Source organism: Alkalicella caledoniensis, from assembly GCF_014467015.1.
Taxonomy (GTDB): Bacteria; Bacillota; Proteinivoracia; order Proteinivoracales; family Proteinivoracaceae; genus Alkalicella; species Alkalicella caledoniensis.
Genome location: NZ_CP058559.1, coordinates 1806814 through 1822315, shown reverse-complemented (window position 1 = coordinate 1822315; position 15502 = coordinate 1806814). Strand labels below are relative to the sequence as shown.

Sequence of the window (15502 nt, the reverse complement as noted above, 5' to 3'; positions counted from 1 at the left end):
TATTTTAATTAGGTATATTTAACGTTTGCCCAGGATATATTAAATCACTTGTTAGGTTGTTTATGGATTTAAGTTGGTTTAAAGAGACACTAAATCGCTGACTAATTTTCCAGAGGCTATCTCCAGACATAACAGTATATACTTTTTCATTTCCACTATTGTAGGATTTGCTATGGTTGGGGTTGTTAGGGCTATTAGTAGGTGAATGATATGAAGCACCATTATTGTCTGTAAAATATTCTTTTACTATTATGGGTGAACCCATTGGTATATGGGGATATATTGCTTCGACATCGTGGTTGTACATCCTTACACAACCTAAGGATGCTGCACTTCCAATAGATGAAGGATTATTATTACCATGAATACCGTGTCGCTCTCTAGTAAAACCAATCCACCTCGTACCTAAGGCGCCACCAGGGTTTATTGATTTTTCAATAACTTTGAATTCTCCAAGGGGAGTTGGTGTACTTGCCTTACCGATAGCTACAGGGTAAACTCCATATAAGGAATTACTTAGATATACATAAAGCTTCCTATCAGTTAGGCTAACTATAATTTTTGCCATAAAAACACCTCCTTCACGAGCTCACTAATGCTAACCTTTCGGCAAGGGTTACGATATTTCTTAATACATTATATGATAGTTTGGTAAGGATGGAATTGTTAATTAATATTACAAAAAACATCTTGAAATACTAGATATAGTGGTTTATAATTTACAGTAACACTATATTTAGTACTGGGGGAACAAATAATGAATAAAAAAATTGAACTTTCTGCCAACGCTTTAACTGTACTAGAAAGAAGATACTTAAAAAAGGACAAGGGTAAGGTCACAGAAAAACCAGAGGATATGTTTAAAAGGGTAGCCCAAAATATTAGTGAAGCAGAGTTAAGATATGGTAAAGAAGATAGTGAGGTAGAAAAAATAGCCAATGATTTTTATGAGTTGATGACTAAACTAGATTTTTTACCTAATTCACCCACATTGATGAATGCGGGAAATGAATTGCAACAGCTAGCTGCATGTTTTGTACTGCCAGTTGAAGATTCCATGGAGAGTATTTTTGAAACAATCAAACATGCTGCGTTGATACATAAAAGTGGTGGTGGCACAGGATTTTCCTTTTCAAGGCTGCGTCCTCAAAGAGATCGTGTTCTAACTACAGGCGGTGTAGCTAGTGGCCCTATATCTTTCATGAAGGTGTTTAACGCTGCTACAGAAGCTGTTAAGCAGGGAGGGACTAGAAGAGGAGCGAACATGGGTATTTTAAGGGTAGATCACCCTGATATCTTAGAATTTATTAAAATAAAAGAAGACAACAAAGAATTAACAAACTTTAACTTATCTGTAGGAATAACAGAGGCATTTATGGAAGCAGTTGAAAAAGGAGAGACTTATGAACTAATAAACCCAAGAAATGGGGAAGTAGTTAAGCAACTTATGGCCAAAGAAGTTTTTGATCTACTTATAGACTCTTCTTGGAAAAGTGGAGAACCTGGAATAATATTTTTAGATCGAATGAATGAAACTAATCCTACACCTAAGATAGGCGAAATAGAGAGCACAAACCCATGTGGGGAACAACCACTTTTGCCCTATGAAGCTTGTAACCTAGGTTCAATTAATCTTGCCAATTTTGTTAATAAAGGGAAACTAGACTATAAGCATCTAAGGACAGCAATAAAACTATCAGTTAGATTTTTAGATAACGTTATCGACATGGGGCAGTACCCCCTACAGCAAATCACAGATATAGTACAAGCTAACAGAAAAATAGGCCTGGGAGTAATGGGATTTGCTGACAGTTTAATTAAGTTAGGAATACCATATAACAGTGAAGGAGCTGTTACCTTTGCGGAAGAAATAATGGGTTTTATTCAGCAAGAAACTAAGGTGGCGTCAGAAGAATTAGCTCAAGAGCGAGGATCTTTCCCTAATTTTGAAATGAGTGTATACCCAGGAAAGGGGATGAAGGGTCTTCGTAATGCAACCACAACTACAATAGCGCCAACTGGCACCATAAGTATCATAGCAGGTGTTTCTAGTGGTATAGAACCGTTATTTGCTGTTTGTTATAAAAGGAATATATTGGATAACGATGAATTATTAGAAGTGCACCCTTTATTTGAAGAGCTAGCCAAAAACAGAGGTTTTTATAGCGAAGGGTTGATGGAGGAAATTGCAGAAAAAGGTACCGTAAGAGGGATTAAAGGTATACCTATAGATATCCAGCAGCTCTTTGTTACAGCCCATGATATAAGTCCTCAGTGGCACGTTCAAATACAAGCTGCTTTTCAAAAATATACAGATAATGCAGTATCTAAAACAGTAAACTTCCACAACGAAGCAACAAGGGAAGATATTAAAGAAGTATTTATGCTGAGCTATAAGCTTAAATGTAAAGGGGTAACTGTTTATAGAGATGGAAGTAGAGATAACCAGGTACTAACAAAAGGTGATGTAAAAAAACAAAGCACAGCTAAAATGGAAGCATTTCCACAAGCACTTGCAGAGAAAATCATACCCCGCCCTAGGCCAGATGTCACCATGGGTGTTACAGAAAAAGCAAAGATAGGCTGTGGGAATTTATATATTAGTGTAAACTCTGATGAATATGGGATTTGTGAAGTCTTTACCAACACCGGGAGGGAGGGCGGTTGTTCTTCTCAATCAGAAGCTACCAGTAGGCTGATATCTGTGGCTTTAAGGTCTGGGATTTCGGAACAAACCATTATGGAGCAATTAAAAGGCATTAGATGTCCTGCTTGTATAAGAAGACCAGGAATTAACGTGACTTCATGCCCTGATGCCATAGCCAAAGCTATAAAGAAAGTAGGTAATTTTACTTTGCAAAATAAAAAGGCCACAGAAGAGACTTCAGTGGCGAAAGACAAAGGGGAAGAAACAGATAAACCAGGTATTGGTTGCCCGGAGTGTGGAAAAACAATAAGGTTTGAAAGTGGATGCGTAATATGCACTCACTGTGGATATTCCAAATGCGGATAGGGGAAATTAAAGAACAGGCTTTTTTGAGCCTGTTCTTTAATTTTTACTGGAGTATTTAACAAAACAAACTATTAAGCTAGGTATGTATATTTAGCAATGTTTATGGTTACTAATAAAATTAAGAGAAAATAGGGAGTGATGTGTCATGGAGAAAGTAGATGGTAATCTCCTAATAATAGGAGGGGCTGAAGATAAAACAGGTGACTGCTTAATCCTTAAGGAATTTGTAAACCTCGCAAAGGGAAGAGACGGTAAAATTGTCATCATGCCTACAGCCACTGAACAACCAGACAAAGTAGGAGAACAATATAGTGAAATTTTTAAAGATATAGGTGTTTCTGAAGTCGAAGTACTAAAAATAGATTGTAGAAAGGATGCACTAAGTCAAAAGGCTCAAAAAAGCATCGAAGATGCCACTGGCATTTTTTTTACTGGTGGTGATCAACTTAGAATTACAAGTTTACTTGGTGGAACCCCCGTTGATCATTCTTTACAAAAGGTATACAAAGAGGGAGTGGTCATAGCAGGAACTAGTGCTGGTGCAGCAGCCATGAGCTCTACAATGATAATTGGTGGTAATGGAGAATCAACTCCCCAAATGGGGATACTGAATATGGCCCCAGGCATGGGTTTACTTAATGAAGCTGTTGTAGATCAACACTTTGCACAAAGGGGTAGGTTAGGAAGGCTATTAGCAGCAGTTGCCCAAAACCCATATATCTTAGGTATAGGAATAGATGAAGATACATCTGTCCTTATAAACAGGGAAGCAAAGCTAAAAGTTATTGGATCTCAAACTGTCACAATAGTTGATGGGAGAGATTCAGGATTTACAAATGTGTCTGAACTAAAGCCTGAACAACCACTGGCTATTACAGATGTGTTAGTTCATATATTGCCACACGGATATTGCTATGATTTAAAAGAGAGGAAACCCCTGCTAAATTAGGAGGTATATGTAGTGGATATAATTAAAAGAACTTATTTTAAGGGAAAAAATATATATTGTCACAGACCTATTTACTACTATGAAATAGATCTGGGGAAGTACGGACAGAAGGAAAGCAAAGAGTTCAATAATTTCAATGATGAACTCTTGTCTTTGCTGCCTAATTTAGCAAAACATCAGTGTGGGGTAAGTGAAGAATTTGGATTTAGAAACAGACTTGAAGAAGGCACCTTTTTTGGCCATATAATTGAACATGTAGCTCTAGAAATTCTAACTTTACTAGGCTATAGTGTTAGATACGGAAAGACTAGGATTATAAAAGAACCTAGTCACTACTTTAGTGTATTTGAATGTCCCATGGAGGAAATAGGAGATAAAGTGGCGGATTTAGCCATTAACTTAGTAAAGGGCATCTTACAAAAAAATCCTATAAACCTCCCAAAGGAATTAGAAAAACTTCATAATTTTAATAACCAATCTAAGTTAGGTCCCAGTACCATGGCCATATACGAAGCAGCTAAGAACAGAAAAATCCCTGTCAAGAGATTTGATAGTGGAGGTAGCATTTTACAACTTGGTTTAGGTGTGTATTTAAAATTAGTTGAAGCTACTATTACATCCCAGACAAGTTGTGTAGGAGTAGATATCGCATGTGATAAAACATTAACAAAAAAGGTCCTTGAAAAAAGCGGTATATCTGTGCCCTTTGGAAAAATAGCTAAAACCGAAGAAGAAGCATTGAAGATAGCTAAAGAAATCGGCACACCTGTGGTAGTGAAACCCTGTGATGGAAATCAAGGGAAGGGTGTAACCCTAAATTTAGAAACGGAAACTGAAATCCGCAGTGCATTCAAGCTTGCAGAGAATTATAGTAAAAATATAATCGTAGAAAAACATATTACAGGAAAACATTACAGGATACTTGTAATAAACGGTGAAGTGGTAGCAGTAGCCGATAGAATACCCGCCCATGTTGTAGGAGATGGGGAACATACCATAAAAGAGCTAATAGATTTAGAAAATCAAAATCCCCTAAGGGGATATGACCACGATCAACCACTGACAAAGATAAAAGTAGACCCAGTGATTTTTATGGTTTTGGCGAGGCAAAATATGACAATAAATTATATACCTCATAAAGATCAAATAGTATTTTTAAGGGAAAATGCCAACATTAGCACCGGTGGAATTGCAATGGATGTAACTGATGAGATACATAAGGATAATGTGATAATGGCAAAACGAATAGCCAAGGTAGTGGGACTTGATATAGCAGGTATAGATCTAGTAACAGATGACATATCTAAACCTGTTACGAAAACCGGCGGAGCAGTAATCGAGGTGAATGCTGCACCAGGAATACGCATGCACCTTTTCCCTAGTCATGGTAAGCCAAGGCCAGTTGGAGAAAAAATAGTGGATTATCTATATCCAGAAGGAACTATAAGTCAAATTCCGATAATATCAATAACAGGAACTAATGGCAAGACTACTACCACAAGACTAATAAGTCATATACTTCAACAAAAGGGTCTTGTGGTGGGCTCTACATCCACAGATGGCATCTATATAAATGATGTGAATGTTATGGAAGGTGATAACACAGGTCCTATCAGTGCCCAAGCAGTTTTAGATGACCCCACCGTAGAAATAGCTGTTTTGGAGACCGCAAGGGGCGGAATAGTTAAGAGAGGCTTAGGATATGATTTAGCAGATGTAGCAGTAGTTACTAACCTAGGGGAAGATCACTTAGGACAAGATGGACTGGAAAGTATAGATGACTTATTTTTTATTAAATCCTTAGTAGTGGAAGCAGTAAAGGAAAATGGATATTTAGTTTTAAACGCCGATGATCCATATGTAGTTAAGATGGCTAATAAGAATCCTAAAGCAAAAGTGATCTACTTTTCTATGACATATAAAAATAATGTGTTAAAGAAACACCTTGCTAGTGGAGGGGTAGGTATTTATTTGAAAGATAGTATTATCTACATGGTAGAAGGTGAAAAGCCATATCCAATCATATCTACATCAAAGGTGCCCATAACAGTAAATGGAAAAGCTATTCATAATGTTGAAAATGCCATGGCTAGCATAGGTGCCATGATTTCATTGGGGATTGAAAAAAAAGAAATTATAAGTGGACTACAGACCTTTGATAGTAATAAGCATAATCCAGGAAGAGCAAATATTTATCAAGGGAATGACATAACAGTCTTACTAGACTACGGACACAACAAAGAAGGATACAAAAAGGTACTTGATCTAGCTAAGGAGATGGATAGCAACCATATAATTTTAGTCTTAGGGGCACCAGGTGATAGGCTAGATGACCAACTTAAAGAACTTGGTACAGTGGCAAGTCCTTATGGCAACTATTTTATAGTAAAAGAAGATGAAAACCTTAGGGGTAGGAAGATGAGTGAGGTTGCTAGTCTTATCTGTAAAGGACTTATGGAAAGTGGCGTAAAAAGAGAAAAGGTAGAAATAATAAACGACGAAACAAAAGCCATAGCTAAAGCAATGGATATTGCCCAAAAGGGTGATTTGATAGTTATATTTTATGAAAAATTCCATGAAGCTAGTATGACGGTGGAAAATTGCTTAAAAAGAATAAAAACAAAAGCAAAAAAAATTGTATAGACCTTAGGAAGGGCATAATAGCTCTTCCTTAATTTTTTATGGATATATTACAAAAATTTGGTATAATAAATAGAAAAGTAGATAAAAAGATTTTGACATAAATGAGAGGGGTATTAAAATGAAGCTTAAGGCTAGAGCGAAAATAAACCTAACCCTTGACGTTTTACATAAAAGGTCTGACAATTATCATGAGATAGAAATGATCATGCAGCTTGTTGATTTATATGATAGTCTAGAAATTAGAGAAGGCGAAGGTATTGAAATTGTATGTTCACACCCTTTTGTTCCTACAGATGAAGGCAATTTAGTTTATAAAGCAGCTAAGTCATTACAAAAATATACGGGAACAAAAAAAGGAGCAAAGATAACAATAGAAAAAAGAATACCTGTGGCAGCAGGGCTAGGCGGAGGAAGCAGTGACTGTGCCACTACCCTTATGGGATTAAATAAATTTTGGAAATTAAACTTAAGCTTAGAAGAACTAGCCAAATTAGGCAAAGAATTAGGAGCTGATGTGCCATTTTTTATTAAAGGAGGAACTCAGCTAGCTAAGGGGATAGGAGAAGATCTTACCCTATTGCCTAGCCTGCCCCCTGTGTGGGTGGTATTAGCAAAACCGAACCTAGGTGTTTCCACAAAGGAAGTGTATTTAGGTCTAGAAATAGACAAAATAACTAAGAGGCCAAATACCCAAGCCATGATATCTGCCATAACTGAGGGGAACATTAAAGAAGTAAGTAACAACTTATGTAACGTATTAGAAACAGTAACATTAAGGAGATATTCTACAGTTAAGATACTGAAAGATAGAATAACTCAGCTTGGTGCATGCGGAACATTGATGTCTGGTAGTGGACCCACTGTGTTTGGGTTATGTTCCACATATGAACGGGCATTAAAAATAGCGAAAAGTTTAGGTACCCTAGCAGAGGAAGTCTTTGTAACAAAAACTACTGATTGGAGTGAAATAAATGAGACCAATTAGAGCGGTGATATTAGCCGGTGATAGCGAAAAAGGGGATTTTATGCGTGGGGAGAAGATAAAAAATAAAGCGTTTTTCCCTATAAATAAAAGGCCCATGCTTTGTTATGTGCTGGATGTATTGGTATCAGTATCTGAAATTTCTGAAATAGTTGTAGTTGGCCCTCAAAGGGAGCTAGAACCCCTAAAGCAATCTTATGATGTATCAGTTGTTCATAATCAAAGAAGTATTATGGACAACGTAAAAGCAAGCAAGTTTGGTTGGGATCATGGTAGGTTACTCATAGTAACATCAGACATTCCCATGATAACAGTGGAGTCTATAAAAGATTTTTTAGCTCAAACCCAAGAGTTTGATGATGAACTTTTTTATCCTATTGTTCGGAGGGCAAAAAATGAAGAAGTATACCCGAAAGTTAAAAGAACTTACGTAACCTTACAAGAAGGAACATTTACAGGTGGTAATATTTGCTTGGTTGATGCCAATTGTATAGACAAGGCTGCAAAAGCTGGGGAGAGGCTAATCGCTCTGCGTAAAAGTCCAGTAAAGTTAGCAAACTTTTTGGGATGGTCCTTTCTTCTTAAACTCTTAAGTAAAAAACTAACCATAAAGGGACTTGAACAACGAGTCTCTAGCATTTTAGAACTAAAGGCTAAGGCTATTATCTCGTCATATCCCCAGCTAGGAACAGATGTAGATAAAGACTCAGATATAGATATTGCAGAGGAGTATTTAGCAAACTTAATTTAAGCAACCTTCTGGGTTGCTTAAATAAATTGTATTATGGAAAAAATAAGGGGGAGGACAAAATTATAAAATTTAAAAGAAGTCAAAGGGTCGCATTAATGGCTATGGAATTTTTGTTTTCAGCTAATAAAACATTTTCTCTTAACTATTTTTGTGAAAAATATGATGCTGCAAAATCAAGTGTTAGCGAAGATCTTTTTCATTTGAATACAACTTTTAAACAAAATGGTTTAGGAGAAATAATAAGTAATGCAGGCGCCACAGGTGGCGCATACTTTATACCGAAAATAACCACTGAAAAAACACAGGAATTTTTAACTGATTTAAAAGGAAAGCTACAAGCAAAGGAAAGGGTATTACCTGGAGGCTACCTCTACTATTCAGATTTAATATTTGACCCAAAAATAACTAATATGCTGGGGCTAATATTTGCATCAAAATATGCTGAAAAAAAGGTAGACTATTGCTTGACTATGGAAACAAAAGGGATACCTATTGCTATGGCTACAGCGAACTATCTCAATGCAGAGGTAGTAGTAGCTAGAAGAGAAGCAAAAGTTACAGAAGGACCTGTAGTTACAATAAACTATGTGACAGGATCAACACGAAGAATCCAAACCATGTCTATTACAAAAAAAGCAATTAAGCCTGGGAAAAGAATTTTGATAATAGATGACTTTATGAAAGCCGGTGGTGCAGCTAAAGGACTTGTTGAGCTAGTAAAAGAATTTAGCTGCTCATTAGCAGGAATTGGTGTTGTTATAGATAGCCAAAACCCGGAAAACAAAATGGTTAATGATTATTTCTCACTTTTAAAGTTGAAGAGCGTAAACGAGTTGACAGGTGAAGTAGACATTATTTATTAGGAGGATGACATGGAAATAACACTAGATGATGTGAAAAAATCGCAGAAAAAAATTGCTGAAATCGTGAGGGTAACTCCTTTAGAAAAATCTCAGACACTGACCCAATTAGTGGGACAGGAAATATTTTTGAAATATGAAAATATGCAAAAGACTGGATCTTTTAAACTCCGGGGTGCTACAAGTAAAATTCTTTCTCTCTCAGAGGAAGGGAAAAGAGAAGGCGTCATTGCTGCATCTGCAGGCAACCACGCTCAAGGAGTCGCTTTTGCTGCAACAAAAAGTAATATGCTATCTAAAATAGTAATGCCTGAGGGAGCTCCCATAACAAAGATAATGGCAACACAAGGCTATGGCGCAGAGGTTATTTTAAAAGGACTTACATATGACGACTGCTACCAGCATGCTATGGAGCTAGCAAAGGAAAAGAAATTAAACTATGTTCATGCCTTCAATGATAAAGATGTAATTGCGGGGCAAGGGACAATCGGCCTAGAAATCATAAGCCAGCTTCAAGACGTTAAAAACATCATTGTACCCATTGGAGGAGGAGGTCTACTGGCAGGAATATTATTAGCCGTTAAAGAATTAAATCCATCTATTAGGGTTATAGGAGTACAAGCTGAAGGAGCATCTGCCATGGTGAACTCAGTGAAAATGGGGAAACTAACCCAGACAGACATGGTTAACACCATCGCCGATGGAATAGCTGTTAAAAAACCAGGGGACTTAACATTTACCCTTATCAACAAGTATATAGATGATGTTGTAACAGTAGATGAGGAAGAAATCGCCAGAGCTATCCTTTTACTGTTAGAAAGAAATAAGACAATGGTAGAAGGGGCAGCAGCTGTTACAGTAGCTGCTTTGATATACAACAAGATTGACAACCTGAAGGGAAAAACAGTGGCTGTGTTGAGTGGTGGTAACATAGACCCCAATATACTTTCTAGAATTATAGAAAGAGGTATGATAAAAGCAGGTAAAACCACTTTTTTAGAGGTTGTGCTACAAGATATTCCTGGCTCATTACAAAGGCTTCTGGGTACAATAGCACTACACAAAGCAAATGTAATTGCAGTAAACCATGATAGATTAAATCCTAAAATACCTATCAAATATGCAAAAGTGAACCTCATGTTAGAAACAAGGGATCTTGCCCATGGTGAAAATATTGTAAAAGAACTATTGAAATCAGGCTACAGTGCACAGATTTTAGAGAATTTATAAAAAAGTAAAAGAATAATGAAGGATTTTCATGATGTCTGTTGAATAGTATTGATATAATTCAAAAAATTGCAAAAAGGCGGTGGACTTCATGAAAATTACTGATGTTAGGGTTAGACGGGTGAATAAAGACGGTAAAATGAGAGCAGTTGTTTCAGTAACCTTCGATAATGAGTTTGTAGTGCATGATATTAGAGTTGTTGAGGGTAATAACGGGTTCTTTGTTGCGATGCCTAGCAGAAAAGGGGCCGACGGAGAACATAGGGATATTGCTCACCCAATAACATCAAACACTAGGGGAATGATACAAGAAGCTGTACTAGATGCATATCAGTCTTTTTTAGAAACAGTTCCACAAGAAGGATAGAAGAGCGAGTATTTCTTGCTCTTTTATTTTTTTATAACCTTGACCCAACGCCATGAATAGGGTATATTTTTAGTGGACAAATATATTTGGAGGGATAGCAGTGAAAAAGTTAAGTGCTATAATATTAGCTGCGGGTAAAGGTACTCGCATGAAAAGCAATACCATAAAAGTGCTACATAAATTGCTGGACAAACCCATGTTAGAATATATTTATGACGCATTAGAACCCCTAAGTGTAGAAAAAATTGTAACTATCGTTGGGCATCAAAAGGATAAAGTCTTAGAGCTATATAAAAACGAGAGTCTTTTCGCTGAACAAAAAGAACAGCTTGGAACAGGACATGCCGTATTACAAGCCCAAGAATTTTTTAATGGAGATGAAGATGAAGACGTATTGATCTTATGTGGTGACACACCTCTTTTAAGCCATGTAACCCTTAAAAAACTTGTGGATTATCATAGAGAGGGCCTATACGCTGGGACTGTATTAACAGCCTATCAAGAAGATCCTAGGGGATATGGTAGAATAATTAGAAACAAAGCTAATGAAGTAGAGTTAATTGTGGAAGAGAAAGATGCCACTGCAGATCAAAAGGGTATAAAAGAAGTTAATACAGGGATTTTTGTATTCAACTCCAAGCTTCTTTTCGAATTACTACCGAAAGTAAAGAATGACAATGCCCAAGGGGAATATTATCTCCCCGATGTACTAAAGCTAATAGTAAAAAATGGACTAAAATTAGGAGCTCAAACAATGGATGAACCTAATGAAATGGCTGGGATTAATGATAGAATTAGGCTATATGAAGCCCAGCGGATCCTACAGCAAAGGGTTAATGAGAGTTGGATGCTAGAAGGAGTAACAATTATTGATCCATTAAATACTTATATTAGCACAAAAGCCAGTATAGGCCCTGATACAGTTATATATCCTATGACATTTATTGAAGGTAACACCAGTATTGGACAGGGCTGTATAATAGGGCCTAATACAAAAATAGTTAACTCCCACATATTAAATAACTCAGAAGTAACTCAGTCAACAGTGCTAGACAGTCAGGTAGGAGAGAATTGCTCTGTGGGCCCATATTCTTATTTAAGGCCGAACACAAAGGTTGGAAATAGTGTAAGGGTGGGAAATTTTGTGGAACTAAAGAATACTTCCATGGCAGATAACTCAAAGGCTGCCCATTTGGCTTACTTAGGTGACGCCCAAGTGGGTGAAAATGTAAATATTGGTTGTGGAACAATAACAGTAAACTATGATGGTAAAAATAAATTTAAAACAATTATTGAATCCGATGTTTTTGTAGGAAGTAACAGCAATCTTGTTGCACCAGTAACCCTTAAAAAAGGATCATTTATCGCTGCAGGATCTACTATAACAGATGATACTCCAGAAAATAGCCTTGCAATTGCCAGATGTAGACAAACAGTCAAGGAAAACTGGAATAAATAAAACATTTTTAGGAGGAACATTTTAATGCCTTATTTAGACAAGAAACTAAAAATCTTCTCATGCTCTGCAAATCAAGACCTAGCAAAAGCTATCACAGAGAAAATAGGATGCCCCTTAGGGGATGGTGAGGTTGTTAGATTCAGCGATGGTGAAACAACTGTAAAAATTGAAGAAAGTGTAAGGGGTGCTGATGTTTTTGTAATTCAGTCCACCAGTGCACCAGCAAACGAGAACCTTATGGAGCTTTTAATAATGATTGATGCATTAAAGAGGGCATCGGCCAGAAGAATTACTGCTGTAATTCCCTATTATGGCTATGCACGTCAGGAGAGAAAAGCTAGATCAAGGGATCCTATTACAGCTAAGTTAGTGGCTAACCTTATAACAACAGCAGGTGCCGACAGAGTTTTAACACTGGATCTGCATGCACCTGCAACTCAAGGATTCTTTGATATACCTGTGGACCATTTAACTGCCATACCCCTTTTAGCTAAATACTATAAGAACAGGGATCTAGAGAATACAGTAGTTGTATCCCCGGATATGGGAGGGGTAACAAGGGCTAGGGACTTAGCTGAAAAGTTAAGGGTTCCATTGGCAATAATGGATAAAAGAAGACCAAAACCAAATGTTGCTGAAATATTAAACATTATTGGTGACATCAACGGCAAAGACATTATTATGGTTGATGATATTATTGATACAGCTGGAACTATCTCTTTAGGTGCCGCAGCACTTTTAGATAGGGGAGCAAAAACTGTTTCTGCGTGCTGTACTCACCCAGTTTTTTCAGGTGCTGCAATAGAAAGACTTGAAAACTCCCCGCTACAAAAAATTGTAGTAACTGATTCCATATCATTATCTTCAGAAAACATGATAGAAAAAGTTGAGCAAATAACCCTAGCAGATCTTTTTGCTGACGCCATCATCAGAATACATGAGGATTTGTCAATTAGCAATTTATTTTACTAAGATATATGAGTAATTAAAATAAAAAGGGATATACTACTTAGGAATTGAAGATTACCAAAGGAGGAATTCTCGTGTCTCTTATTTTGAAAGGGCAGAGTCGGGAAACCACTTCTAATGGGGTAAATACTCAGCTCCGTAAAGATGGTTATATCCCAGCAATTATCTACGGAAAGGGAATCCAAAATATTGCAATTTCGGTATATTCCAAAGACCTAATTTATGTAATGAATAATGGATTAAACAGTACCCTTATTGATTTGGAAGTGGACTCCCAGAAGCATTCTGTAATTGTAAAAGAAATCCAAACAAATAAAATTACAGGGAAAACAGTTCATGTGGATTTTCAAAAAGTATTTTCAGATCAACCAATTTTTAAGGAAGTCCCAATTCACCTAGTTGGGGAGCAAGCGGCTAAAAAAGCTGGTATAATACAATTCCAAAAAAGGGAAATAGAAGTCAGGGGCTTACCCCATGAAATTCCCCACCATATCGATTTAGATATAGGGGCACTTACTGCGGGAACAACAGTTTCTGTAGGAGAAGTACCAGTATCATCAAATTTAGAAATTTATTCACCGAAAGAGGAAGTTGTTTTATCACTTATGTCTGTATCATATGCGGAGGAAGTTGATGAAACAGCAGAAACACCAGTTGCAGAAATAAGTTAGAAAAGTGACGCTGAAAAAGCGTCACTTTTTTAAAAGGGAGAGATATTATGAAACTTATAGTGGGTCTAGGAAACCCTGGGGAAAAATATGAAAATAATAGGCATAATATAGGCTTTATGGTATTAGATAAACTAGCGAGAAAGCTAGATATAAATTTCAATAAACAAGTTAAATTTAATGGGGAAGTAAGCGAAACAAAAATCCATAATGAGAAAGTTATTTTATTAAAGCCACACACCTACATGAATTTAAGTGGTAACTCAGTCAAAGCCATAATAGATTATTTTAAGATGGACAAGGATGATATTCTAGTTGTATATGATGATATGGATATTGAGACTGGTAAATTTAAAATTAGAATAAAGGGTAGCTCTGGAGGACAAAAGGGTATAGGATCTATAATAGAGAAGCTAGGAAGTGAGAATATACCAAGACTAAAGATGGGCATCTCTCGTCCAGAATTTCATCAAGTTACTGATTATGTACTTGGGGATTTCCCAAAAGAGGATATATCTATGGTAAATGAATGTATTGATTTAGCAGTAGAAGCCATACTTCTTTTCGTAGAAACAGGAGATATAGACTTAGTAATGAATAGATTTAACAAAAAATAAATGAATACTTGTTAAATTATATTTATTTTTTTAATTATAAAAGGAAAATTTTAAAATTTATCGAATATAGTATACAACAAAAGGGAATTATTTTTCTGAGGGGGGGATACTAAGTGCTAGTTAGAGAGATAATGACTGGAAATGTGCACTCTATAAACAATAAAGGCACTTTAAAAGATGTAGCCTACCTCCTAGCTGTTTATGGAGTGGGAGGCTTACCTGTTGTTGATGACAAGGGGAAAATACTAGGTTTAATAACTGAAAAAGAAATATATAGGCCTAAAGAACAAGTGGAAATGGATAATGACCTGTTGTTAGGTAGCCTTTTAAACTTAAGGAATCCACAAAGATTTATTTCTGAGCTGGCAGATAGCGCAGACTTGCCTGTAACGGCAGCCATGATTAAAGACCCTATAGTGATACATGAAGAAAAATCTATAAAAGAAGCAATGCAAATACTATACGAAAATAGAATAGGTAGGCTACCGGTGGTAGATGAAAATAATAAATTGGTAGGAATAATTACAAAAGGCGATATAACAAGGGCCCTAGAGAAATAGAGGTGTTGTTTTATTTTAAACTTTGGTTTGATTATTACAACTGTAGCGATAATTTCTTATTTAACTAACTCTTATTTATTTACAAAATTGAAGGATTATTCGGTGATAACTGCAGCTATTATAGAAGAGTTCTTAAAAACCTATGGAGGATATGTCCTAGGGCAGATTCTATTAGTACATATAGTTTTTGGTGTTGTAGAGGGCTTTATAGATATAAAAAACAACGGTAAAATGGGGGTATTTCCAGCTATTTTTTCCCTGCTGGGACATGCTGCTTTTGGATACATAACTGTAACTGTATATAATCTTACTGGAAACATTACATATGGGTTGCTTTCTGGTGTATTTAGCCATGTTATTTATAACACCCTTGTGGTAGGTGTGGTCAACAACTTAAATAATCAGTCTTGAAATTCATTTTATTATCTTATAGGGCA

15 protein-coding genes are annotated in these 15502 nt (G+C 36.4%); 14 read left to right on the top strand and 1 reads right to left on the bottom strand.

Translation table 11 applies throughout. The features are described from left to right. Positions 1–4 precede the first annotated feature (4 nt). Positions 5–568 (bottom strand): L,D-transpeptidase, encoded by a 564-nt coding sequence (locus HYG86_RS08905; RefSeq protein WP_213168960.1) that lies wholly within the window; start codon positions 566–568, stop codon positions 5–7. Between the two features lie 189 nt (positions 569–757). Between HYG86_RS08905 and HYG86_RS08900 the strand changes: the two genes are divergently transcribed. From HYG86_RS08900 to HYG86_RS08835, 14 genes are all read left to right on the top strand, one after another. Then, on the top strand, positions 758–3013 hold the full coding sequence (locus HYG86_RS08900) for a vitamin B12-dependent ribonucleotide reductase (protein WP_213168958.1): 2256 nt from the start codon (positions 758–760) through the stop codon (positions 3011–3013). A 145-nt stretch (positions 3014–3158) separates the two neighbouring features. Continuing rightward, on the top strand, positions 3159–3962 hold the full coding sequence (locus tag HYG86_RS08895; protein WP_213168956.1) for a cyanophycinase: 804 nt from the start codon (positions 3159–3161) through the stop codon (positions 3960–3962). A 12-nt stretch (positions 3963–3974) separates the two neighbouring features. After that, complete coding sequence (gene cphA, locus HYG86_RS08890) at positions 3975–6605, top strand: cyanophycin synthetase (protein WP_213168955.1); 2631 nt, start codon at positions 3975–3977, stop codon at positions 6603–6605. 118 nt (positions 6606–6723) lie between these two features. Beyond that, positions 6724–7590 carry a 4-(cytidine 5'-diphospho)-2-C-methyl-D-erythritol kinase gene (ispE, locus tag HYG86_RS08885; RefSeq protein WP_246451934.1) on the top strand — a complete coding sequence of 289 codons (867 nt, stop codon included), beginning with the start codon at positions 6724–6726 and terminating at the stop codon, positions 7588–7590. Then, positions 7577–8338 carry a nucleotidyltransferase family protein gene (locus HYG86_RS08880; RefSeq protein WP_213168953.1) on the top strand — a complete coding sequence of 254 codons (762 nt, stop codon included), beginning with the start codon at positions 7577–7579 and terminating at the stop codon, positions 8336–8338. Before ispE ends, HYG86_RS08880 begins: the two co-directional genes overlap by 14 nt. Before the next feature lie 26 nt (positions 8339–8364). Further along, positions 8365–9201 carry a pur operon repressor gene (gene purR, locus HYG86_RS08875; protein ID WP_281391316.1) on the top strand — a complete coding sequence of 279 codons (837 nt, stop codon included), beginning with the start codon at positions 8365–8367 and terminating at the stop codon, positions 9199–9201. Positions 9202–9210: 9 nt separating this feature from the next. Then, entirely contained in the window at positions 9211–10428 is a 1218-nt protein-coding gene (gene ilvA / locus HYG86_RS08870; protein ID WP_213168949.1) for a threonine ammonia-lyase, read from the top strand. 88 nt (positions 10429–10516) lie between these two features. Continuing rightward, positions 10517–10792 carry a septation regulator SpoVG gene (spoVG, locus tag HYG86_RS08865; protein WP_213168947.1) on the top strand — a complete coding sequence of 92 codons (276 nt, stop codon included), beginning with the start codon at positions 10517–10519 and terminating at the stop codon, positions 10790–10792. 100 nt (positions 10793–10892) lie between these two features. Beyond that, a complete protein-coding gene (gene glmU / locus HYG86_RS08860; protein ID WP_213168946.1) occupies positions 10893–12251 on the top strand; it encodes a bifunctional UDP-N-acetylglucosamine diphosphorylase/glucosamine-1-phosphate N-acetyltransferase GlmU in 1359 nt (452 codons plus the stop codon). A gap of 24 nt (positions 12252–12275) precedes the next feature. Beyond that, positions 12276–13223: a ribose-phosphate pyrophosphokinase gene (locus HYG86_RS08855; RefSeq protein WP_213168943.1), complete on the top strand. Its 948-nt coding sequence runs from the start codon at positions 12276–12278 to the stop codon at positions 13221–13223. Positions 13224–13294: 71 nt separating this feature from the next. After that, complete coding sequence (locus tag HYG86_RS08850; RefSeq protein WP_213168941.1) at positions 13295–13891, top strand: 50S ribosomal protein L25; 597 nt, start codon at positions 13295–13297, stop codon at positions 13889–13891. A 47-nt stretch (positions 13892–13938) separates the two neighbouring features. Further along, positions 13939–14505: an aminoacyl-tRNA hydrolase gene (gene pth / locus HYG86_RS08845; protein ID WP_213168939.1), complete on the top strand. Its 567-nt coding sequence runs from the start codon at positions 13939–13941 to the stop codon at positions 14503–14505. A gap of 113 nt (positions 14506–14618) precedes the next feature. Next, positions 14619–15065 carry a CBS domain-containing protein gene (locus tag HYG86_RS08840; protein WP_213168937.1) on the top strand — a complete coding sequence of 149 codons (447 nt, stop codon included), beginning with the start codon at positions 14619–14621 and terminating at the stop codon, positions 15063–15065. A 27-nt stretch (positions 15066–15092) separates the two neighbouring features. Continuing rightward, positions 15093–15476 carry a hypothetical protein gene (locus HYG86_RS08835; protein ID WP_213168935.1) on the top strand — a complete coding sequence of 128 codons (384 nt, stop codon included), beginning with the start codon at positions 15093–15095 and terminating at the stop codon, positions 15474–15476. Positions 15477–15502: the final 26 nt, after the last annotated feature.